This is a genomic window from Neisseria perflava, assembly GCF_019334725.1.
In the GTDB taxonomy this organism is placed as follows: domain Bacteria; phylum Pseudomonadota; class Gammaproteobacteria; order Burkholderiales; family Neisseriaceae; genus Neisseria; species Neisseria subflava_A.
In genome coordinates this window covers 1,936,962-1,958,757 of record NZ_CP079818.1, presented here as the reverse complement: position 1 = coordinate 1,958,757, position 21,796 = coordinate 1,936,962, and the positions used below count along the sequence as shown (strand labels likewise).

General features: G+C 49.2%; 16 protein-coding genes and 1 tRNA gene. 10 read left to right on the top strand and 7 right to left on the bottom strand.

What is annotated here, in order from left to right:
- Nucleotides 1-85: 85 nt before the first annotated feature.
- A tRNA-Arg gene (locus LPB400_RS09375) sits at nucleotides 86-161 on the bottom strand.
- Nucleotides 162-446: 285 nt separating this feature from the next.
- Between LPB400_RS09375 and LPB400_RS09370 the strand changes: the two genes are divergently transcribed.
- On the top strand, nucleotides 447-1,304 hold the full coding sequence (locus LPB400_RS09370) for a c-type cytochrome (protein WP_070460981.1): 858 nt from the start codon (nucleotides 447-449) through the stop codon (nucleotides 1,302-1,304).
- Nucleotides 1,305-1,503: 199 nt separating this feature from the next.
- The gene (glmM, locus tag LPB400_RS09365) at nucleotides 1,504-2,841 is read left to right on the top strand and encodes a phosphoglucosamine mutase (RefSeq protein WP_070589678.1); all 1,338 of its coding nucleotides are present in this window, start codon (nucleotides 1,504-1,506) and stop codon (nucleotides 2,839-2,841) included.
- 77 nt (nucleotides 2,842-2,918) lie between these two features.
- Here the strand turns inward: glmM and lolA are convergent, their stop codons facing one another.
- On the bottom strand, nucleotides 2,919-3,539 hold the full coding sequence (lolA, locus tag LPB400_RS09360) for an outer membrane lipoprotein chaperone LolA (RefSeq protein ID WP_219088813.1): 621 nt from the start codon (nucleotides 3,537-3,539) through the stop codon (nucleotides 2,919-2,921).
- A gap of 289 nt (nucleotides 3,540-3,828) precedes the next feature.
- Here lolA and LPB400_RS09355 point away from each other — a divergent pair, with 289 nt between their 5' ends.
- From LPB400_RS09355 to LPB400_RS09340, 4 genes are all read left to right on the top strand, one after another.
- A complete protein-coding gene (locus LPB400_RS09355) occupies nucleotides 3,829-4,659 on the top strand; it encodes a ferritin-like domain-containing protein (RefSeq protein ID WP_107792005.1) in 831 nt (276 codons plus the stop codon).
- 15 nt (nucleotides 4,660-4,674) lie between these two features.
- Nucleotides 4,675-5,619: a cation diffusion facilitator family transporter gene (locus tag LPB400_RS09350; RefSeq protein ID WP_107792004.1), complete on the top strand. Its 945-nt coding sequence runs from the start codon at nucleotides 4,675-4,677 to the stop codon at nucleotides 5,617-5,619.
- Nucleotides 5,620-5,688: 69 nt separating this feature from the next.
- Nucleotides 5,689-6,339 (top strand): HAD family hydrolase, encoded by a 651-nt coding sequence (locus LPB400_RS09345; RefSeq protein ID WP_070813761.1) that lies wholly within the window; start codon nucleotides 5,689-5,691, stop codon nucleotides 6,337-6,339.
- A gap of 98 nt (nucleotides 6,340-6,437) precedes the next feature.
- On the top strand, nucleotides 6,438-7,631 hold the full coding sequence (locus tag LPB400_RS09340; protein ID WP_070813762.1) for an amino acid aminotransferase: 1,194 nt from the start codon (nucleotides 6,438-6,440) through the stop codon (nucleotides 7,629-7,631).
- A gap of 64 nt (nucleotides 7,632-7,695) precedes the next feature.
- On the opposite strand, the gene LPB400_RS09335 is transcribed toward LPB400_RS09340, so the two are convergent.
- Entirely contained in the window at nucleotides 7,696-8,109 is a 414-nt protein-coding gene (locus tag LPB400_RS09335) for a YqaA family protein (RefSeq protein WP_070813763.1), read from the bottom strand.
- A gap of 275 nt (nucleotides 8,110-8,384) precedes the next feature.
- Here LPB400_RS09335 and LPB400_RS09330 point away from each other — a divergent pair, with 275 nt between their 5' ends.
- The 4 genes from LPB400_RS09330 to nth all read left to right on the top strand — a co-directional run bounded on the left by LPB400_RS09330 (nucleotide 8,385) and on the right by nth (nucleotide 12,651).
- On the top strand, nucleotides 8,385-9,608 hold the full coding sequence (locus LPB400_RS09330; RefSeq protein ID WP_107792003.1) for a sugar MFS transporter: 1,224 nt from the start codon (nucleotides 8,385-8,387) through the stop codon (nucleotides 9,606-9,608).
- Between the two features lie 92 nt (nucleotides 9,609-9,700).
- Nucleotides 9,701-10,324 (top strand): alpha/beta fold hydrolase, encoded by a 624-nt coding sequence (locus LPB400_RS09325; RefSeq protein ID WP_107769231.1) that lies wholly within the window; start codon nucleotides 9,701-9,703, stop codon nucleotides 10,322-10,324.
- Between the two features lie 180 nt (nucleotides 10,325-10,504).
- The gene (gene nhaC, locus LPB400_RS09320; protein WP_070646703.1) at nucleotides 10,505-11,884 is read left to right on the top strand and encodes a Na+/H+ antiporter NhaC; all 1,380 of its coding nucleotides are present in this window, start codon (nucleotides 10,505-10,507) and stop codon (nucleotides 11,882-11,884) included.
- Nucleotides 11,885-12,021: 137 nt separating this feature from the next.
- The gene (gene nth, locus LPB400_RS09315; protein WP_049323145.1) at nucleotides 12,022-12,651 is read left to right on the top strand and encodes an endonuclease III; all 630 of its coding nucleotides are present in this window, start codon (nucleotides 12,022-12,024) and stop codon (nucleotides 12,649-12,651) included.
- 55 nt (nucleotides 12,652-12,706) lie between these two features.
- Here nth and putA read toward each other — a convergent pair whose 3' ends face one another.
- From putA to LPB400_RS09295, 4 genes are all read right to left on the bottom strand, one after another.
- Nucleotides 12,707-16,312: a bifunctional proline dehydrogenase/L-glutamate gamma-semialdehyde dehydrogenase PutA gene (putA, locus tag LPB400_RS09310; RefSeq protein ID WP_107792002.1), complete on the bottom strand. Its 3,606-nt coding sequence runs from the start codon at nucleotides 16,310-16,312 to the stop codon at nucleotides 12,707-12,709.
- A 223-nt stretch (nucleotides 16,313-16,535) separates the two neighbouring features.
- Entirely contained in the window at nucleotides 16,536-18,062 is a 1,527-nt protein-coding gene (gene putP, locus LPB400_RS09305) for a sodium/proline symporter PutP (RefSeq protein WP_070460963.1), read from the bottom strand.
- 456 nt (nucleotides 18,063-18,518) lie between these two features.
- Entirely contained in the window at nucleotides 18,519-19,313 is a 795-nt protein-coding gene (locus LPB400_RS09300; protein ID WP_070460961.1) for a formate/nitrite transporter family protein, read from the bottom strand.
- Nucleotides 19,314-19,564: 251 nt separating this feature from the next.
- Entirely contained in the window at nucleotides 19,565-21,778 is a 2,214-nt protein-coding gene (locus tag LPB400_RS09295) for a RelA/SpoT family protein (protein ID WP_070460959.1), read from the bottom strand.
- Between the last annotated feature and the right edge of the window lie 18 nt (nucleotides 21,779-21,796).

The window sequence follows — 21,796 nt, the reverse complement described above, 5'->3', positions numbered from 1 at the left end:
AATCTGAAATTGAATGTAGTTTTATTTGAAGTAAATCAAAAGGCCGTCTGAAAAATTTTCATCTTTCAGACGGCCTCTTTATAATTGGCGCACCCAACAGGGATCGAACCTGTGACCTCCAGCTTCGGAAACTGACACTCTTCCAACTGAGCTATGGGTGCGAAAGCCGTAAGGTTAACGCATATTGGCTTTATTGGCAAAGTTTATCTTGAAAGTGTCTGAAAGTGGCATTGGCGGTCACTTTTTTGCATGGCTGGAATAATCAATTAACTACAAAGGCTTATAGATTTCAGACGGCCTTTTTGAGGATTTTTGCGTATCTTTTTCTCAAGATGGATTGGAAAGCCTTTGCGAATTCAGTATAATCCAGCAAAATATTGTTAACTGCGTTTAACACATAAACTATAACTTACAGCACAACCTAACCTAACGGCGAGGCCTACCAAATGAAACAACTCCGCGACCACAAAGCCCAAGGCTCTGCATTGTTCACCCTTGTGAGCGGTATCGTTATTGTCATTGCAGTGATTTACTTCCTGATCAAACTGGCGGGAAGCGGTTCATTCGGCGATGTTGCCGAAACAACCGAAGCTGCGACTCAAACCCGTATCCAGCCAGTCGGCCAACTGAAATTGGGCGATGGTATTCCAGTCGGCGAGCGTCAAGGCGACCAGATTTTCAATAAAATCTGTATCCAATGTCACGCGGCGGACAGTATCGTTCCTAATGCGCCTAAATTTGAAAACAAAGGCGATTGGGCTCCTCGTATCGCCCAAGGCTTTGATACCTTGTTCCAACACGCTTTGAACGGTTTCAACGCAATGCCTGCCAAAGGCGGTGCAGCTGATTTGACCGACCAAGAATTGAAACGCGTGATTACTTATATGGCCAACAAAGCCGGCGGTACTTTCCCCGATCCTGATGCTGCGGCTCCTGCCGATGCCGCTGCTTCCGGCGAAGCTGCTTCAGCTCCAGCGGCTGAGGGTGTGGCTCCTGCAGATGCTCCTAAAGCAGACGCTGCCAAAGCTGAAGACAAAGGCGCAGCTGCCGGTGGTGCAGACGGTAAAAAAGTTTACGAAGCCAGCTGCCAAGCATGTCACGGCGGTGCAGTTCCCGGTGTTCCTCATGTAGGTAAAAAAGAAGACTGGGCTCCTCGTATCAAACAAGGTAAAGACACCCTGCACAAACATGCAATCGAAGGCTTTAACGCAATGCCTGCCAAAGGCGGTAACGGCAGCCTGAGCGACGATGAAGTGAAAGCTGCAGTTGATTACATGGCTAATCAATCTGGTGCTAAATTCTAAGATTTGACTTTGACTCTCGAATAGAAAGCGCATTCTGCATAGGATGCGCTTTTTTCGTGCAGGAAGGCCTGATCTTGCTATAATACGAGAGTACTAGATTGTAGTTTGTCTGAAAGATTCAGACGGCCTTCAAACACAATATTCTTTTAAAGAAGTTTAACTATATTCACATACGACAAAACAATCACGGAGTTATCTCATGGCAAAAAAATATTTCGGTACTGACGGTGTGCGTGGCGAAGTCGGTCAGTTTCCTATCAATCCTGATTTTGTCTTGAAATTAGGCTATGCGGCAGGTCAGGTTTTGGTGCAGCACGAAGGCGAAATCAAACCAACCGTCTTAATCGGCAAAGACACGCGTATTTCAGGCTATATGCTGGAAGCTGCGCTGATTGCCGGTTTTACCGCCGCCGGTGTCAATGTTATTCAAACCGGCCCTCTGCCAACCCCGGGCGTAGCGTATCTGACCCGTGCTTTGCGTTTGTCTGCCGGTGTGATGATTTCTGCTTCCCATAACGTTTATTCCGACAACGGCATTAAATTCTTTGCCGAAGGCGGTGTGAAGCTGAGCGATGAAATCGAGTTGGAAATTGAAGCCAAAATCGATGAAGAAATGAAAACCCAGCCGTCCAGCCGTCTTGGCCGCGCGCGCCGGATTAATGGTGCGGATGACCGCTATATCGAGTTCTGTAAATCCACTTTCCCAAGTCATTTGGATTTGCGCGGTCTGAAATTGGTGGTCGATACCGCCAATGGTGCAGGCTATGCAGTTGCGCCTAAAGTATTCCACGAATTGGGTGCGCAAGTGGTGAGTATCGGTGATGAGCCAAACGGCTACAACATCAATGAGAAATGTGGTGCGACCCATCCGAAAGCTTTGCAAGCTGCCGTACTGCAAAATGAAGCCGATTACGGCATTGCCTTGGACGGCGATGGCGACCGTTTGATGATGGTTGACCGCAATGGCAAAGTGTATGACGGCGACAGCCTGATTTATGTGATTGCCAAAGCACGCGCGCACGAAGGCGTGGAAATCGGCGGTGTGGTGGGTACAGTGATGACCAATATGGCGATGGAAATTGCTTTGAAAGAGCAGGGCGTTGATTTCTGCCGTGCCAAAGTGGGCGACCGCTATGTGTTGGAACAGCTCCACCAACGCGGTTGGCTGATTGGCGGCGAAGCCAGCGGCCATATTTTGTGCATGGACAAACACAATACCGGCGACGGCATCATTTCCGCGCTACAAGTTTTGGCCGCATTGCAAACCTTGAATCAAGACCTTGCCACCGTTTGCGCCGATTGGCAGCCGTATCCGCAAACCATGATCAACGTCCGCATCAAAAAAGGCCAAAACTGGCAGGACGCTTCCAAAGAGGCTTTGGCTGAAGTGGAAAAAGAACTCGAAGGCAAAGGCCGCGTGGTCTTGCGTGCATCCGGTACCGAGCCTGTTGTGCGCGTGATGGTGGAAGCCAAGCAGGCAGACTGGGCGAAAAAAGGCGCAGAAAAAATTGCCGCGGCCATTCAAGGTCAAAAGTAACAGTGTGTTTGATTTTGAATTGAACTAAATAAAAGGCCGTCTGTTGTTCAGACGGCCTTTGTGTTTCAGTTGAAAGCTTAGTTGCTCAAGACATCAACGCCTTTAGGAGGTGTGAATTTGAACATACTGCTGGAAAGGTTAGGCTTGGTGTTCAAACCGCTGAAGCTGATGCTGGTTTGGTTGCCGAAGCTGTCTTTCAGCTGCATGGCGGCGAGGTTGTCGCCTTTGAAGCCGATGCGGATGTATTGGTAGCCGGCGTTGTTTTTCTTAGGCGTAGCCAAAACGTAGTCGATACCGTTAGCAGAACCGTCTTCTTTTAGCGTGTAGCTGCTGTCCAATGCCGTTTTGTTGGAGAGGATGGCGGCAGGGCTGTCGCCGATGGTTTGGTCTTGTGAGGACTTGGTTACTTGCGCCAAATCTACGTCATAGAGCCAAATGGTTTTGCCGTCGCCAACGATGGTTTGTTTATAGGGTTTGGTGTATTCCCATTTGAACAAGCCAGGGCGCAGGATTTTGAATGTACCGTATGTAGTTTGGGTTTTCTTTTTGCTGTGAACGGTTTGGCTGAAGTTGCCACTGATACCGTCGGCGTCATTATTGAATTTTTTCAGGGCGTCCACTGCGCCGGCTTGTGCAAAGCCGATGGCTGAAGAAAGCAGCGCGGCAGCGGTCAGGGTGAACAGTCGGGTAGTTTTCATGTTTTGGTTCCTTGTTCGGAGAGATGGGTTCAGTATAGACGTTATGGTGTAACAGGCAAGGGGCTGAATGGCGGGTTTAATTTGTGTAAATATGAAGAATCCAATCAAGTGACTGAAATAATTTCATTTCTTCAGACGGCCTGTATTTGGTTTTGACGTTTTTTTAATGAAACGCATAAGGGCTTGGTGTGGTATTTAATGTCATTTTACGGAAAGCTTGAAATTATAGTCTTTCTGTTTGCTTTTTAAAACGGTTATAATATTTATCTTTTGAAAACAATGGTTTTGTATGTATCTGAATCCTTATCCTTTATTGGAACAGGCTTTGCTGTCGGACAATCCGGGTGAAAAGGGAAGATTGACGCAGGCCTTGTTTGCGCAGTTGGGCGAGGCGGAAGGTTTGACGGCTGAAGCGTCGAAACCCGTGGATTGCCGTTTTGCCGGTCATCCATCCCGTCCGCGTTTGGTTGCGCCTTCGGAGGTTACGCCGCGCAAGATGAATACGGTCGAAGGCTATGCGGCCATGCTGCATGCGATTGCGCACATTGAATTTAATGCGATTAATCTGGCTTTGGATGCGGCGTATCGTTTTCGCAATATGCCGTTTCAGTTTGTACGCGATTGGGTAAGGGTGGCGAAAGAAGAAGTGTTTCACTTCGGCTTAATGCGTGGCCGTCTGAACAGCTTGGGCTACGATTACGGCGATTTTGAAGCGCACGGGCATTTGTGGGATATGGCATATAAAACTGCTTACGATCCTTTGTTGCGCATGGCTTTGGTGCCGCGGGTGTTGGAAGCGCGCGGTTTGGATGTCACGCCGGGTATTCGTGCAAAAGTGGCACAGCGTGGCGATGTGGAAACCTGCGATGTGCTGGATATTATTTATCGCGATGAAGTGGGGCATGTCGCCATCGGCAATCATTGGTATCAGCATCTTTGCCGTGAGCGCGGTTTGGAACCGGTCGCCCTGTTCCGCAGTCTGATTGCGCGTTACGATATGTTTATATTCCGAGGCTACGTTAATATCGAAGCACGGGAACGTGCAGGATTCAGCCGTTTCGAGCTGGATATGTTGGAAGATTTTGAGAAAAGTTTGAAACAGGATAAAAAGGCCGTCTGAAACGGTAAAATCATCATGGCACATCATCACGATCATTCGCACGCGCACACGCATACCGCCAATAAGCAGGTATTGCGCATTTCATTTTTCGTCGTTGCCGGATTTATGCTGGTTGAAGCGGTCGGCGGCTGGCTGACCAACTCTTTGGCCCTGCTTTCTGATGCGGGGCATATGTTCAGCGATGCGTTTTCGCTGGGCGTGGCATTGTGGGCATTCAAACTTGGCGAGAAACAGACCACGCTGCAAAAGACATTCGGTTACAAGCGTTTTGAAATTTTGACGGCGATGTTTAACGGATTGTCGCTGGTGTTGATTGCGGCGATGATTTTTTATGAAGCAGTCAAACGATTATTTTATCCGCCGGAAATTTTGACGGGCGGCATGTTGGTGGTCAGTATCATCGGATTGCTGGTCAACATCGGCGTCGCCGTTTATATGTTGAAGAATAGTGATACCGAAGAAAACGTCAATATGCGCGGCGCGTATCTGCATGTAATCAGCGATTTGTTCGGCTCGATAGGGGCGATTGTCGCAGCGGTACTGATGATGGCGTATGGCTGGCAATGGGCGGATACGGTTGCTAGCGTATTGGTGGCGGCTTTGGTAGGGCGCAGCGGCTGGAAGCTGTTTAAACAGACTTTGCACATTTTGATGGAAGGAGCGCCGGAAAACATCCATACCGATGAGTTGCTCAGCGTTATCCGCAATACGGAAGGCGTAAAATCCGTTCACGACTTGCATGTTTGGACGATTACCAGCAATATCCACGTTTTGTCCTGCCATATTGTCGTAGATGGCAACATGACGGTTGCAGAGTCCGAACAAATCGCCTACCGCATCGGACATGAATTGGCGCATCACAACATCGGGCATTGTACGATTCAGATTGAAAGCGAACAGCATCCGCATAAAGATGAAGTTTTGTGTTCGCAGGAAGTTCACGAACACCATCACCATTAACCATATTCAGGCCGTCTGAAACTTGTTGGATTGTTCAGACGGCCTTCTAAAATCATCAAAGGAACACTTATGACCCAAGCCGTATTATTCGACCTTGACGGCACGCTTGCCGATACCGCACTTGATTTGGGTGGCGCGCTCAACACGGTATTGCGCCGACACGGTTTGCCTGAAAAAAGCATGGATGAAATCCGTCCGCAGGCCAGCCACGGTGCGAGCGGTTTGCTCAAACTTGGTGCAGGCATTACGCCCGACCATCCGGACTATATGCAATGGCGCAAAGAGTTTTTGGAAGAATACAGCCGCTGCTATGCCGATCAAACCATCTTGTTCGACGGCGTAAACGAAATGCTAGAAGCCTTAGTTCAACGCGGTATCCAATGGGGCGTTATCACTAACAAGCCCATGCGCTTTACCGATGTCCTCGTGCCTAAGCTCGGGTTTACCGTGCCTCCTGCCGTCATTGTCAGCGGCGATACTTGCGATGAACCTAAGCCCAGCGTGAAGCCCATGTTTTATGCGTGCGAACAGATGGGTGTCGAAGCGCGGCGATGTTTTTATGTCGGCGATGCCGAGCGCGATATGCAGGCAGGCAAGAATGCCGGGATGACAACCGTGCTTGCCGATTGGGGCTATATTTCTGCCGAAGACCAAACCGAAAACTGGCTTGCCGATTTCCGTATTGCCACGCCTTTGGATTTGTTGGCAATCTTGCGTTAAAACCCTGTAATAATCCGTTTTCAGACGGCCCGAAACGGCGTAAAATTACATAAATTTGTATTTTTTCAACCGTTTTACTACTTGTAAAGAGAAAAATCATGTTCTTCAAGCATATCGAAGCTGCTCCTGCTGATCCGATTTTAGGTTTGGGCGAAGCGTTTAAAGCCGAAACCCGTCCCGAAAAAGTCAATCTCGGCATCGGCGTGTACAAAGACGCATCCGGCGCGACACCTATTGTCAAAGCCGTCAAAGAGGCTGAAAAACGCCTGTTGGAAAGCGAGACAACTAAAAACTACCTCACCATCGACGGCGTTGCCGATTACAACGAGCAAACCCAAATTCTGCTGTTTGGCAAAGACCACGAAATCATCGCCAGCCGTCGCGCCAAAACAGCGCAAAGCCTTGGCGGTACAGGCGCATTGCGTATTGCGGCCGAATTTGCCAAACGCCAGTTGAACGCGCAAACCATCTGGATTTCCAATCCGACTTGGCCAAACCACAACGCCATCGCCAAAGCAGTCGGTATCCAAGACAAACCTTATCGTTATTACGATGCCGCCAAACACGGTTTGGATTGGGACGGCATGATTGAAGACTTGAGCCAAGCGCAAAAAGGCGACATCGTCCTGCTGCACGGCTGCTGCCACAACCCTACCGGCATCGACCCTACGCCCGAACAATGGGAAACTTTGGCAAAACTTTCTGCCGAAAAAGGCTGGTTGCCGCTGTTTGACTTTGCTTACCAAGGCTTTGGCAACGGTTTGGAAGAAGATGCCTACGGCTTGCGCGTATTCTTGAAATACAATAAAGAATTGCTGATTGCCAGCTCTTATTCCAAAAACTTCGGCATGTACAACGAACGCGTCGGCGCGTTCACTTTGGTGGCTGAAGATGAAGCAACAGCAGCCCGCGCCCACAGCCAAGTCAAAACCATCATCCGTACCTTGTATTCCAACCCGGCTTCACACGGTGCGAACACCATTGCGCTGGTGTTGAAAAATGATGATTTGAAAGCACAATGGATTGCCGAACTCGATGAAATGCGCGGCCGCATCAAAGCCATGCGCCAAAAATTTGTCGAGTTGCTCAAAGCCAAAGGTGCAACCCAAGATTTTGATTTCATTATCGAACAAAACGGCATGTTCTCTTTCAGCGGCCTGACTCCAGAACAAGTTGACCGTTTGAAAAACGAGTTTGCCATTTATGCCGTCCGCTCCGGTCGCATCAACGTTGCCGGCATTACTGATGACAACATCGATTATTTGTGCGAGAGCATTGTGAAAGTGTTGTAATTGTCGAATTAAAGGCAAAGGCCGTCTGAATCGTTCAGACGGCCTTTATTTTTGACTTGTCAGCTTATCCGGCAACTGCGTTCATTCCCCAATAAATCACCGCATAGCGCAGCAGTTTGCCTGCAATCAGAATAATGGCGCAATGCAGGGCATTGAGCCTGAGCCAGCCTGCAGCAAGGGGGAGGGCATCGCCGATAATCGGCAGCCATGCAAACAATAGCGGCCAAATTCCCCAACGATTAAGCCTTTCCAACATTTTTTCAGACGGCCTTTTTTTATTTGGAAACATCCTGCCCATGTAATACGAAACCATACTGCCCAAGCCATTCGCCAATCCGGCACACAAACATGCGCCGAGGGCATGTTGCGGATATTGGTACACAAATGCGGCATATGCCGCCTCGGATGTACCCGGAAGTAGTGTGGCAGAAGTAAAGGCAGAGGCAATCAGGCCAAGGTAAGCGTAAAGAAGGGGCATATTTTGAGTTGTATCAAGGAGTATTGTAAAAAAGAAATAACAAGCTTAATAAGAAGATTATGCCTTTATTTTTTTAATCTATTAAAAGATAAATCCAATATTATTAAATTTTTTACAATTAAACGGCTGAAGGATAATGTAGTCGGCTGTTAGAAAATAGTTTTCAAAGTGACGGATTATCAGTATGATACGGGCGGCTGTTAATGGGTGTTAAGTTTAATGAACTGATTTAAGCTCATTTTTCCAGCGAATCTTAACAAAACGAAAGGCAAATCATGTCTGCGCATTCACAACAAAATCATACTCCTGCGCTGGTCGTTCTGACCACACTCTTCTTCATGATGGGTTTCATTACCTGCATGAACGATATTTTGATTCCGCACCTGAAAGATATTTTCGAACTGACTTATGTTCAGGCGATGCTGATTCAATTCTGTTTCTTTACCGCTTATGCGATTATGTCGATTCCGATGGGCTATTTGGTCGGCAAAATTGGCTATAAAAACGGCGTGATTAGCGGCTTCGTATTGACTGCCATCGGCTGTCTGCTCTTCTATCCTGCTGCCGGCAGTCATTCTTATGCAACTTTTTTGGGTGCATTGTTTATTTTGGCTTCAGGTGTAACCCTGTTGCAAGTAGCGGGTAACCCTTATGTGACTTTGCTGTCCAAACCGGGTAAAGAATCTGCAACACTGACTTTGGTTCAGGCATTTAACTCTTTGGGTACGACCATTGCTCCGCAAATCGGCGCATTCCTGATTTTGGCTGATGCAACACAAACTGTCAGCAAAGCCGAGCAAATTTCTTCCGTTCAAATTCCGTATTTAGGGTTGGCCGGTTTGCTGATTATTTTGGCTGTGTTTGTCAAAATGATTCGTTTGCCTGATGCGCGTAAAATTGCCGAAGAAGAGAGCGAACATAACCATGATGGCAAACACAGTGTTTGGCAATACCGTCATTTGGTTTTGGGTGCGGCCGGTATTTTCTGTTATGTCGGTGCGGAAGTATCCATCGGTTCTTTATTGGTTAGCGTGTTGGGCTATCTGAAAGGTTTGGACCACGCATCTGCCGCGAAATATTTGTCGTTCTACTGGGGCGGTGCAATGGTCGGCCGTTTCTTAGGCTCTGCCATCATGGCGAAAATTGCGCCTAACCGCTATTTGGCATTCAATGCTACCGCTGCTGTTGTCCTGTTGGGCGTTGCTATGTTGGCAGGTAAAGCCAGTGCAGATGTTGCGATGTGGGCATTGTTGGCCATCGGTTTCTTCAATTCCATCATGTTCCCAACGATTTTCTCTTTGGCAACCAAAGGTCTTGGCCGATTCACCAGCAGCGCTTCCGGCGTATTGTGTACTGCGATTGTCGGCGGTGCGATTGTGCCTGTGGTACAAGGTTGGGTAGCGGATACTCAAGGTCTGATGATTTCTTTCGTTGTATCAGCGATTTGTTACGTATACATCGTCTTCTTTGCTATAAAAGGCTACAAAGCTGACGAATAATTTATCATGATAAAAGGCCGTCTGAAACCTTATGGGATTTCAGACGGCCTTTTTACTTTGTGGCATAATGATTTAAATGACAGGAGGAAAAAATGGCCAAAATCATTTTGCTGCATGGCTTGCACATGCATTCGTGGGTCATGAGACCGCTGGCGTATTTGCTGGAACAAGAAGGTTTTGAAGTTGCTCTGTTCGATTATTACAGTGTTTTGCATTCGATGAACCGACATGTTGAAGATCTAGCGCGATGGATTGATGAGAACCATGCTGATGAAACGCTGCACTTTGTCGGCCATAGTTTGGGCGGGTTGGTCTTACGCAATTTTGCGGCGGCATATCCGGATAAAGTCAGCGGCCGTATCGTTACCATGGGTACGCCGCACCAAGGCAGCCGTGCCGCGCAGCGTGTGTTCAATATGGGTTTGCAAAAGCCAGTATTGGGCGGCTCGTATAAAGGCGCATTGGACGGTGGTATACCTGAATTACCAAAGGGTGTTGAGTTGGGCAGTATTGCCGGCAATAAACCGTATGGACTGGGTCGTGTTTTAGGTTTGCATGGCGAACATGATGGTACGGTTTTGGTCAGCGAAACGCATTGTCCGAATATGCGCGATCATGTTGTTTTGCCTGTCAGCCATAGCGGTATGCTGTTTAACCGTAAAACGGTTGAGCAGGTGGTGGCATTTTTGCATGATGGACGTTTTAAAAAGCAATAAAATTTCATTTATTTTAATTTAAAAGTATTTAATGTTAATAATTTAATATATTTTAAAGAAAGTGTCGCAGTTTTACTGAAGCTGTTTTTATAAAATAACAGGCAGGCCGTCTGAAAATCGGGTTTCAGACGGCCTGTTATGCTAAAATCTGTTAAATACTTATTAAAAAGGCAAAGAACAATGTTTGCTTTCAAATCCTTACTTAATATGCCGCGCTTTGAGGCCATCGCTGTGGCCTTGGCTTTGGTGGCGGCAATGGGTTACACGATTATTTCGCTTGAATGGCTGCCGCATATGTCGATTGTGACGGCGATCGTGGTCTTGCTGTTGTACGGTTTGATGCGTGGCTTGAAATATCAAGACATGCAAAACGGTATGATAGGCGCGGTCGGGCAGGGCATGGGTGCGATTTATCTGTTTTTCTTTATCGGCCTGATGGTCAGCGCGCTGATGATGAGCGGTGCGATTCCGACGCTGATGTATTACGGTTTCGGATTGATTTCGCCGACTTATTTTTATTTCTCGGCGTTTGCGCTTTGCTCAATCATCGGTATTTCCATCGGCAGTAGTTTGACGACTTGTGCGACTGTCGGCGTGGCATTTATGGGTATGGCGGCTGCGTTTCATGCCGATATGGCGATGACGGCAGGCGCGATTGTGTCGGGTGCGTTCTTTGGCGATAAAATGTCGCCGCTTTCCGATACGACCGGTATTTCCGCTTCGATTGTCGGCATTGATTTGTTCGAACACATCAAAAACATGATGTACACCACTGTGCCTGCGTGGTTGATCAGTGCGGCATTGATGTTGTGGCTCTTGCCCAATGTTGCCGCACATGACATGAACAGCGTCGAAGCTTTCCGCGCGCAATTGGAAGCAACCGGTTTGGTGCATGCCTATTCGCTGATTCCGTTTGCCTTGCTGGTTGTCCTCGCCCTGATGCGCGTCAATGCCATTGTGGCCATGTTGTTTACCGTTGTGGTGGCGCTGATTATGACTTACTTCCACAGTACGCCTGATTTGAAACAGCTGGGCGCGTGGTTTTACAGCGGATACAAACTTGAAGGCGAAGCATTCAAAGACATTGCCCGTCTTATTTCTCGTGGCGGCTTAGAAAGCATGTTCTTTACGCAAACCATCGTAATACTCGGCATGAGCTTGGGCGGCCTGTTGTTCAGCATTGGTGTGATTCCGTCTTTGCTGGAGGCCATTCGTGCGTTCCTGACCAATGCCGGACGTGCTACTTTCAGCGTGGCCATAACATCGGTCGGCGTCAACTTCCTGATTGGCGAACAATATTTAAGTATCCTGCTTTCCGGCGAAACCTTTAAGCCGGTATATGACAAACTCGGCCTGCATTCGCGCAACCTTGCCCGTACGCTGGAAGATGCGGGTACGGTCATCAACCCGTTGGTGCCTTGGAGCGTCTGCGGCGTATTCATCAGTCATGCCTTGGGTGTGCCTGTTTGGGAATACCTGCCTTATGCCTTCTTCTGCTACTTGAGTTTGGCTCTGACGCTGGTGTTTGGCTGGACAGGGCTGACTTTGAGTAAGAAGTAAACAGCATTTAAAATAGCAATGCTTTTATCAAACAAGGCCGTCTGAAAACAATTTCAGACGGCCTTGTTTTACTTGAAGTAGCCGTATCAACATGATTTCACTATAATTGCTGCACCAATAAAAAAATAATCCAAACAATGAACAAACAAATCCGCCAAGAAATTTTCGAGCGTTTCCGCGCTGCCAATCCTCATCCGACTACCGAGTTGAATTTCAGCTCGCCGTTTGAGCTGCTTATCGCCGTTTTATTGTCTGCACAAGCAACTGATGTCGGCGTGAACAAAGCGACTGCCAAACTCTTTCCAGTTGCCAATACGCCGCAAGCCATGTTGGATTTGGGGCTGGACGGCGTGATGGAATACACCAAAACCATAGGCCTCTACAAAACTAAGTCCAAACACATCATGCAGACTTGCCGTATTTTGCTGGAAAAATACAATGGCGAAGTGCCTGCCGACCGAGAGGCTTTGGAATCTTTGCCCGGTGTTGGCCGTAAAACAGCCAATGTGGTGTTGAATACTGCATTCGGGCAACCTGTTATGGCGGTCGATACCCATATTTTCCGTGTGGCCAACCGCACCAAAATCGCGCCGGGCAAGGATGTGCGTGAAGTTGAAGACAAGCTGATGCGCTTTATTCCCAAAGAATTTTTGATGGATGCTCATCATTGGTTGATTTTGCACGGCCGCTATACGTGCAAGGCTTTGAAACCTCAATGTAGCAAATGCCTGATTAACGATTTGTGCGAATATCCGGCAAAAATGTAAATAAAAACATAAAAAAGGCCGTCTGAATTTCAGACGGCCTTTGATTTGGCTACGATTAGTCGGCAACTGCCATCAGGCTGGCATTACCACCGGCAGCGGTAGTATTGATACTGCAAGAGATTTCTTCAAATACTTGCAGGATATCCAGACCTTGTTCGGAAGGCAGAATGCGGATGAGCGCACCGTCGCGGCCGGCCAACTCTTGTTTGCGCTCGCTGCTCAAAGGCTCGATAGCGGCAACATGGCTGATGCCTGTGTTTTCAGGTTTGCTGTTGACTTGTAACAAACCGTCCAAATCGGCTGAGTAGGAAGCCAATGGGCTGTTAGGCTCAACAACGGTTTGGATGCCTGCGGCTGCCAGCTCGGTCAGGGCAGAGAAGGCTTGCAGCAGATTGCCGCCATGTACCCAAATACGTTTTGGAGAGCGCCAGCTCAATGAGTTGCGTTCGCCGGTCGGGCCGACCAATACGGTTTCGGCTTTGCGCAGGGTACGGACGCGTGCGTGACCCAAAGCTGCGGCTGCAGCTTTTTTCTCTTCTGAGTTAAACGGCAGTTTGTGAACCAGGGTTTCCAAACGTTTGAGTGCGTCTTCGTCTGCTTGGCCGATTCGGCTGAGGGTTGGGGCAACCCATTCAGGAGTACGAACCAGGCGTTGCAGATAGAATGAACCGCCTGCTTTTGGACCGGTACCGGACAAGCCGTGACCGCCGAAAGGTTGTACGCCGACAACAGCACCAACGATGTTGCGGTTAACGTAGATGTTACCGGCTTCGATGCGGTCGCGGATATGGTCGACAGTACCTTCGATACGGCTGTGTACACCGCTGGTCAGAGCATAGCCTTTGGCGTTGATTTGGTCGATGAGTTGATCCAATTCGCTGGCGCGGTAGCGGACAACGTGCAATACAGGACCGAACACTTCGCGTTGCAACTCGTTCAGGTTGTTCAATTCAAACAGGATTGGACGAACGAAAGTAGAGTTGTTGTCATCAACGTCGGCGGCAGTTTTGATTTCGTGGTAAGCCTTCGCTACGCCTTTCATTCGGTTGATGTGGGCCAACAGGTTTTGTTGGGCTTCAGCATCGATGACAGGGCCAATATCTGTGGTCAGTTGGGTCGGTTTGCCGACAACCAATTCGTCCATTGCGCCTTTGATGATGTTGACCATTTTATCGGCAACATCTTCTTGAACGCACAAGATACGCAGAGCGGAACAACGTTGGCCTGCGCTGTCGAAGGCAGAGTTCAATACGTCGAGGCAGACTTGTTCCGGCAGGGCGGTAGAGTCCACAATCATCGCGTTTTGACCACCGGTCTCGGCAATCAGGACAGGGCTGTCGTCGCGTTTGGACAGGGCTTTGTTGATCAGGCGCGCTACTTCGGTAGAACCGGTGAAGATCACACCGCCGATGCGGGCATCGCCGGTCAGGGCAGAGCCGACATCGCCTGCGCCGAGTACGAGTTGCAGCGCAGAAGTCGGAATACCGGCTTGATGCATCAGGGAAACTGCGTAAGTAGCAATCAGGCTGGTTTGTTCGGCAGGTTTGGCGATAACGGTGTTACCGGCTGCCAATGCAGAAACCACTTCGCCGGTAAAGATGGCCAATGGGAAGTTCCATGGGCTGATGGCAACGATTGCGCCGACAGCTTTGGCATCTTTAGGCAAGGTGTTTTCAGCTTCGTTGGCATAGTAGCGACAGAAGTCAACGGCTTCTCGTACTTCGGCAACGGCGTTGTTTAAGGTTTTACCGGCTTCGCGGACGGCCAGCATCATCAATGCAGGCGTGTGTTGTTCCAAGAGGTCGGCAAAACGGCGCAGGCAGTCGGCGCGTTCTGAAGCAGGTTTGGCGCTCCACTCCGGCAAGGCGGCAACGGCTGCACCAATAGCTTCTTGAGCCAATGCCGCATCGGCAAAGCTGACAGTGCCGACAACATCGTTGTGGTCTGCAGGGTTGCGGACGGGTTGCGCTTTGCCCACGTTACGCGCTTCGCCATTGACGATAGAAGCAGCGTGGAAGTCTTCGGAAGAAGCTTGGTTGAGTTTTTCTTGCAGGTTTTGCAATACGTTTTCGTTGCTGAAATCGACGCCTTGGGAGTTCAGACGGCCTTTGCCATACAAATCGCGCGGCAGAGGCAATGCCGGATGCAGATGGATGCCTTGTTCGGCGATGGTGTCGAACGGGCTCTTAATCAGGCGGTCGATGCTGATGTTTTCGTCAACGATTTGGTTCACGAAAGAAGAGTTCGCACCGTTTTCCAACAGGCGGCGTACCAAGTAGGCGAGCAGGGTTTCGTGTGTGCCGACCGGGGCATACACGCGTACGCGGCGACCTAAGTTTTGCGGGCCGACCACTTGGTCGTACAGGGTTTCGCCCATGCCGTGCAGACATTGGTGTTCGAAGTCTTTGCCTTTACCCATTTGGTAGATTGCGCCCAAGGTGTAGGCGTTGTGGGTGGCAAATTGTGGGAACACGGCATCTTGCGCATCCAAGAGTTTGCGTGCGCAGGCGAGGTAGGAGATGTCGGTGTGGACTTTACGGGTGTAAGTCGGATAGCCTTCCATGCCGTCTACTTGAGCCCATTTCACTTCGCTGTCCCAGTATGCGCCTTTCACCAAACGGATCATCAGTTTTTGGTTGTTGCGGCGGGCCAGGTCGATCAGATAGTCGATAACAAACGGGCAACGTTTTTGGTAGGCCTGAACAACGAAACCGATACCTTTGTAGCCTGCCAAGTCAGGATCGGAAACCAACGCTTCCATCAAGTCCAAAGACAATTCGAGACGGTTGGCTTCTTCGGCGTCGATGTTGATACCGATATCGTATTTTTTACCCAAAAGGAACAATTCTTTCAGGCGTGGCAGCAGTTCGTTCATCACGCGTTCGTGTTGGGCGCGTGAGTAGCGTGGGTGGATGGCGGAAAGTTTGACGGAGATACCGTTGCCTTCGTAAACGCCTTGGCCAGCGGCATCTTTACCGATGGCGTGAATGGCTTGAACGTAGTCGTTGTAGTAGCGGTTGGCATCTTCTTCGGTGTATGCGGCTTCACCCAACATATCGAAAGAGAAGCGGTAACCCATTTTCTCGCGCTCTTTACCGTTTTGCAGCGCTTCTTCAATGGTTTGACCGGTGACGAACTGTTTGCCCAGCAGGCGCATGGCGTAGTTAACGCCTTGACGGATCAGAGGGGCGCCGCCTTTGCTGATCAGACGGCTCAATGCGGAACTCATCTGTTTGTCGTTTGTCGCGGTCAGTTTGCCGGTAATCAGCAGACCCCATGCGGCCGCGTTAACGAAGAGGGAAGGGCTGTTGTTCAAGTGGCTTTTCCAGTTGCCTTCAGAGATTTTGTCGGCAATCAGGCGGTCACGGGTGGCATTGTCCGGAATGCGCAGCAGGGCTTCAGCCAGACACATCAGTGCAACACCTTCTTCACTGGAGAGGGAGAACTCGTGCATCAAGGCATCTACACCGCTGGCTTTGGTACGGCTGGCACGGACTTGGGTAACCAAACGACGGGCAAGCTCGGAGGCGGCATTGCGTTCTTCGTCGGTCATCTGTGCACGTTGCAACATATCCTGAACGGCCTCGATTTCATCGCGGCGGTAGGCATCAGTTACAGCTTGACGCAGAGGAGTTTGTGTTGGAAAAGCGAAGTTAAACATTATTTATGTTCTCCAAAGGTTTTTTCATGGTTTCAGACGGCCTGAATTAAGACTGCTAAAACAAGCATTCTGAAGGATAGTAATATCGTAATAAAATTATGATGCGGATACAAGATGCATCCGCATAAATTGCTGTTTTTTCTGATAAGGCTCAGATTATTTTGAAACAGTTTATTTCATAAAGACGGCCTGCACGGAATCATGCAGGCCGTCTGAAAACGTCTTATTTAGAGGCGCGGTATTCTGCGTCTGCTTTTTCGAAACGTTCTTGCAATTCGCGTGAAGGTTTTTTGTCGATCAGAGAGACCAAAACAATTACGAGGGTACAAGCGATGAAGCCGGGAACGATTTCATAGACGGTAGAGAAGCCTGTTTCTTGTGCGGCCAAAGCAGGTTTTTTGATCCACTCAGCCCAAACAACCACAGTCAGCGCGCCTGCAATCATGCCGGAGAGTGCGCCGTAGGCAGTAATGCGTTTCCACAAAACAGACAGGATAACAACCGGACCGAATGCGGCACCAAAGCCGGCCCATGCATAAGCTACCAAGCCTAATACTTTACTGTTAGGGTCAGAAGCAATCAGGATAGAAATCACGGCAATCGCCAATACCATCAGACGGCCAATCCATACCAATTCAGCTTGTTGTGCCTTTTTACGCAGGAAGCCTTTGTAGAAGTCTTCGGTAATCGCGCTGGAGCAAACCAACAATTGGCAAGACAGGGTAGACATTACGGCGGCGAGAATCGCGCTCAAGATGATACCGGCAATCCAAGGGTTGAAGAGCAGGGTAGCCAAAGCGATGAAGATACGTTCGTGGTTGCCGTTCATTTCTTCAACGTGTGCAGGGTTGGCGCCGAAGTAAGCGATACCGAAGTAGCCGACAGCCACAGCACCGGCCATACACAGAATCATCCAAGTCATACCGATACGGCGTGCAGAAACCAGAGATTTAGCGCTTTCAGCAGCCATAAAGCGAGCCAAAATGTGTGGTTGGCCGAAATAGCCCAAGCCCCAAGCGGCGGTAGAGATAATGCCGATGAAAGTAGTACCGGCAAACAGGCTGCCGTATTCTTTACCGGTAGAAGCGGCAACTTGTTGGATGGCCGCGTTCATTTGATCTGCACCACCCAAACCCAAATACACCATTATAGGAGTCAGTACCAATGCAAAAATCATCAAAGAAGCTTGCAGGGTATCGGTCCAACTTACGGCCAAGAAACCGCCCAAGAAAGTGTAGGCGATGGTTGCGCCGGCACCCAGCCACATGGCTTGAGTGTAAGACAGATCGTGGAACAGGCTTTGGAACAGGGTAGCACCGGCTACGATGCCTGAAGCACAGTAAATAGTGAAGAAGAACAAGATAATCAGTGCAGAAACCACTTTCATCAAGTGACCGCCGGCACCAAAGCGGTGGAAGAAGTAATCAGGGAGCGTCAGCGCGTTGTTGGCGTATTCGGTATGTACGCGCAGACGGCCTGCGACCAAAAGCCAGTTGAGGTATGCACCCACAATCAGACCAATGGCAATCCAAGCTTCATTCAAACCGCTCAGGTAAATGGCACCGGGCAAACCCATCAAAAGCCAACCTGACATATCGGAAGCACCGGCAGACATCGCAGTAACGAACGGACCCAAGCTACGGCCGCCGAGGATGTAGTCGTCGAAGTTTCGTGTTGAAAAATAGGCGGCGAGGCCGATCAGTAATACGGCGATCAGATAAATCGCGAAAGTGATATACATGGGATTCATGTATTTATTCCTCATCTAACTTATAAATACGGGTTTTGAAATTGCAAACAATTCGTACCCAAACTTTTTTCTAATAAAAATACAGCTTAAAAATCCTGTTTTTCACGAGAGAGTCAGGATAAATTATTTTCAAATACAATAGGATATGTAACCAATCCATATTAAATTGTAAATAATTAAATTCAGAATACAGTAAATTTTTTGTTTTGCAAAGCACGGAACACGGGCTTTATGAAAAATCGTAGCGCTTTTGAGGGGAAGTTATTTGAAAACAAAAGATTGCAAAAATTATCTTAAATTGGAGAAAAGGAAAGACAATGAAACTATCTTTCCTATAAATGAAACGTTATGCAGAAAAAAAGCGTAATTATGCGACACGAAAGGAGCTGTTCAGACGGCCTGATAACGGCACTACCCCGTATTTCTGATGAATACGGGGTAGTGAGTCAGTTTAAACTAAATAGAAAAATCTTCTTTTAACAAATGTTTATAAGCGAAGAGATAGAAAGCGGCAACAAAAGACGATCCGCCGAGGACATTGCCTAAGAAGACGGGAATCATATTGTAGAAAAATTGACCCCAGCTGACATTTGCGCCTGCCCAAATACCGGCCGGAATGATGAACATATTGGCGACAAAGTGTTGGAAACCGATTAACACGAAGATCATGACCGGAAACCAAGTTGCCAAAATGCGGCCTGAAGTATGACGTGAGCCGAAATAGAACCAAATACCCATGCACACCATCCAGTTACATGCGATAGCGGAAACGAAGGCACGGCCAAAGTCCATATTAACTTTGGCTTCGGCAATGGCAATGGTTTTAGCCGCAGCCGCTCCCTCTGCCAAGCCGACATAGTGGCCGAGGAAATAGGCCATGGCAACAGCGCCTGCCAGATTGCCCAAGCTGACAATGAGCCAGTTGCGTACCAGTTTGTAGGTGCTGACGCGGCCGGTTAATCTGCCCAAAGCCATAATCATCATATTGCCTGTTGCCAGCTCACCGCCGCCGATTAAGATGCAAATCAGCGCAATCGGGAACACAGACGCACCCAAAAGGGCGGCCAGGCCGTTCCATTCGGCCGGAATGCCACTGATGACGCGCAGGCAGGCAAGATAGCCGAAGCCGACATAGCCGCCGCCTAAAAAACTCAAAATCACCAACATTTTGATGCTGAACTCAGACTTGGCGCAGCTCTTGCCGATGGCTTCCTGCAAAATCTCGTGAGGGTACAAATCTCGTGTATTCATGAGGCTCTCTTAAATTGGAAATATCTTGTTTATCATGAGGATAATAAGTTTGCCTGAGAATGATGCCGGTAGGAAATAACAACTGGTTGTAAGAATAGAAGAGGGGGTTATATATTGAGGTGACTAAGGCTGCGGCTGACTTTTTAAGAAAGATAAGTTGAAGCGTTGAGATATTGGTGTGTTAAAAACTTAAAAGGCCGTCTGAAAAAGTTGCTTTCAGACGGCCTTTAGATTTGCTTGGTGCGTTAGAACTACAAGCGCGTTACGCTTAAAACGCCTTTGATGTCGCCTAAGCTGGCTAATACGCGCGGCAGGTCATTGACTTGGCGGACTTCAAGGGTAAAGCGCATACTGGCTTCCAAATCACGCGATTGGGTTTGCACTGCGGTAACGTTGAGTTTATGACGCGCCAGCGCATCCGAAACATCGCGAAGCAAACCGGAGCGGTCTTGGGCGCGGATTTCAACATCGACGGCAAACACTTGTCCTTCTTGCAAGGCTGCCCAGCTTGCGTTCAACACTTTTTCCGGAGCCTGTTCGGCAAGGTGGCGGAAAGAAGGGCAGGTATTGCGGTGGACGGAAATACCGCGGTCGCGGGTAACAAAGCCCACAATATCGTCAGGAGGTGCCGGTTTGCAGCATTTGGCAAGTGTGGTCATTAAGCCGTCTTCGCCGTCAATCAAAATGCCGTTTTTGCCGCCTTTTTTGATTTTGGACTGCTTGACGATATTGGTTTCATCAATCGGCACAGGAGGCGGCTCATTCAGCGCACCGCAGGCTTTGTGGATGGCGCGGTTGGAAACTTCGCCCTGACCGATGGCCGTATAGAGTTCATCGGTTTTTTTGAAGCCGAGTTTTTCCGCCAATGCTTGCAGATTGGGTTTGGGGAAGATTTTTGACAACTGTTTGTCCAGCTGGGCGCGGCCTTCTTCGCGCACGGTATCCGCATTTTGCTGGCGGATATAGGCACGGATTTTGCTGATGGCGCGGTTGGATTTGACCCAGCCTTCGTAGAGCCAGTTGACGGAAGGATTTCCTTCTTTGGCGGTAATGATTTCAACGCGTTGGCCGTTTTCCAATGGTGTGGACAGCGGCACGATTTGTCCTTCGACTTTTGCGCCGCGGCAACGGTCGCCTACGCTGCTGTGCAGGGCATAGGCAAAGTCGATGGGGGTGGCGCCCGTAGGCAGGGAGAGGACTTTGCCGTGCGGGGTCAAAACATAAATCGTATCGTTGAACAGCTCGGTTTTAAAGGCGGCGGCAAGGTCTTCTTTGCCGCTTTCAGCCATGTTTTCGCGCCAGTCTAGGAGTTGGCGCAACCAAGCGATTTTTTGTTCGTAGGCGGAATCGCCTTTGCCGCCTTCTTTATAACGCCAGTGGGCGGCAACACCGAATTCATTGAATTGGTGCATGTCGAAGGTGCGGATTTGGACTTCCACACCTTTGTCTTCCGGGCCGACGATAACGGTGTGCAAACTTTTATAGCCGTTGCCTTTCGGGTTGGCGATATAGTCGTCAAACTCGCCCGGAATCGGCTGCCAGAGGCTGTGGACAATACCCAGCGTGGTGTAACACTCGGGAATGGTGTCCACCAAAATCCGCACAGCGCGGATGTCGAACAGGCCGTCGAAAGTGAGCTTTTTCTTCACCATTTTTTTGTAAATGGAGTAGATGTGCTTCGGTCTTCCGGCAACTTCAAAATGAATATTGTATTTTTTCAGTTCCGTACGCAGGATATTGAGGAAGTTTTCGATGTATTCGAGGCGCTCGGTGCGCTTTTCGTCCAAAAGCAGGGCGATTTCGCGGTATTTTTCCGGCTCTTGATGGCGGAAGCCCAAATCTTCGAGCTGCCATTTGAGTTGCCACACGCCCAAGCGGTTGGCGAGCGGGGCAAAAATGTCGAGGGTTTCTTTGGCAACGGCGCGCTTTTCAGGGTTGTCAGGAACGTTGCTTAAAAATTGCAGGGTGCGCGTACGCATGGCCAGTTTGATCAGGACGACGCGGATGTCGGTAACCATCGCCAACAGCATTTTACGCATGGTTTCGGCTTGTTGGGCGCGCTCTTCCGGCGTGGCAAGGCTGTCTACGCGGGCGAATTGGGTCAGTTTCTGTACTTCGTCCACGCCTTTGACCAGCTCGCAAACGGTACTGTTGCAGCGTTCGGTAACCAATTCGCGCCAAGTGGGAACGTATTTGCCGATGTCGGACAAAATCGTAGCGGCCACGGCATCGGGCAATAAGTCGAGTTCGCTGACGATTTGCATCGAGCCGAGAAAATGTTCCATTAAAGGCTCGCCGTAAGTCGTTAGGGCATCGGCAGGATAATGTTCTTTAGACAGGTCAAAGGCCGTCTGAATTAGGTTTTTATCGGGATCAGGCAGCGCGGCAACATAGCCGTCGAACCATGCGAGGAGGCCTTCCAGCGTTGCACTCGATGTTTGGGGCGTTTGGCGAATAGTGGTCATGGCGTGCGTTTTTTTCTT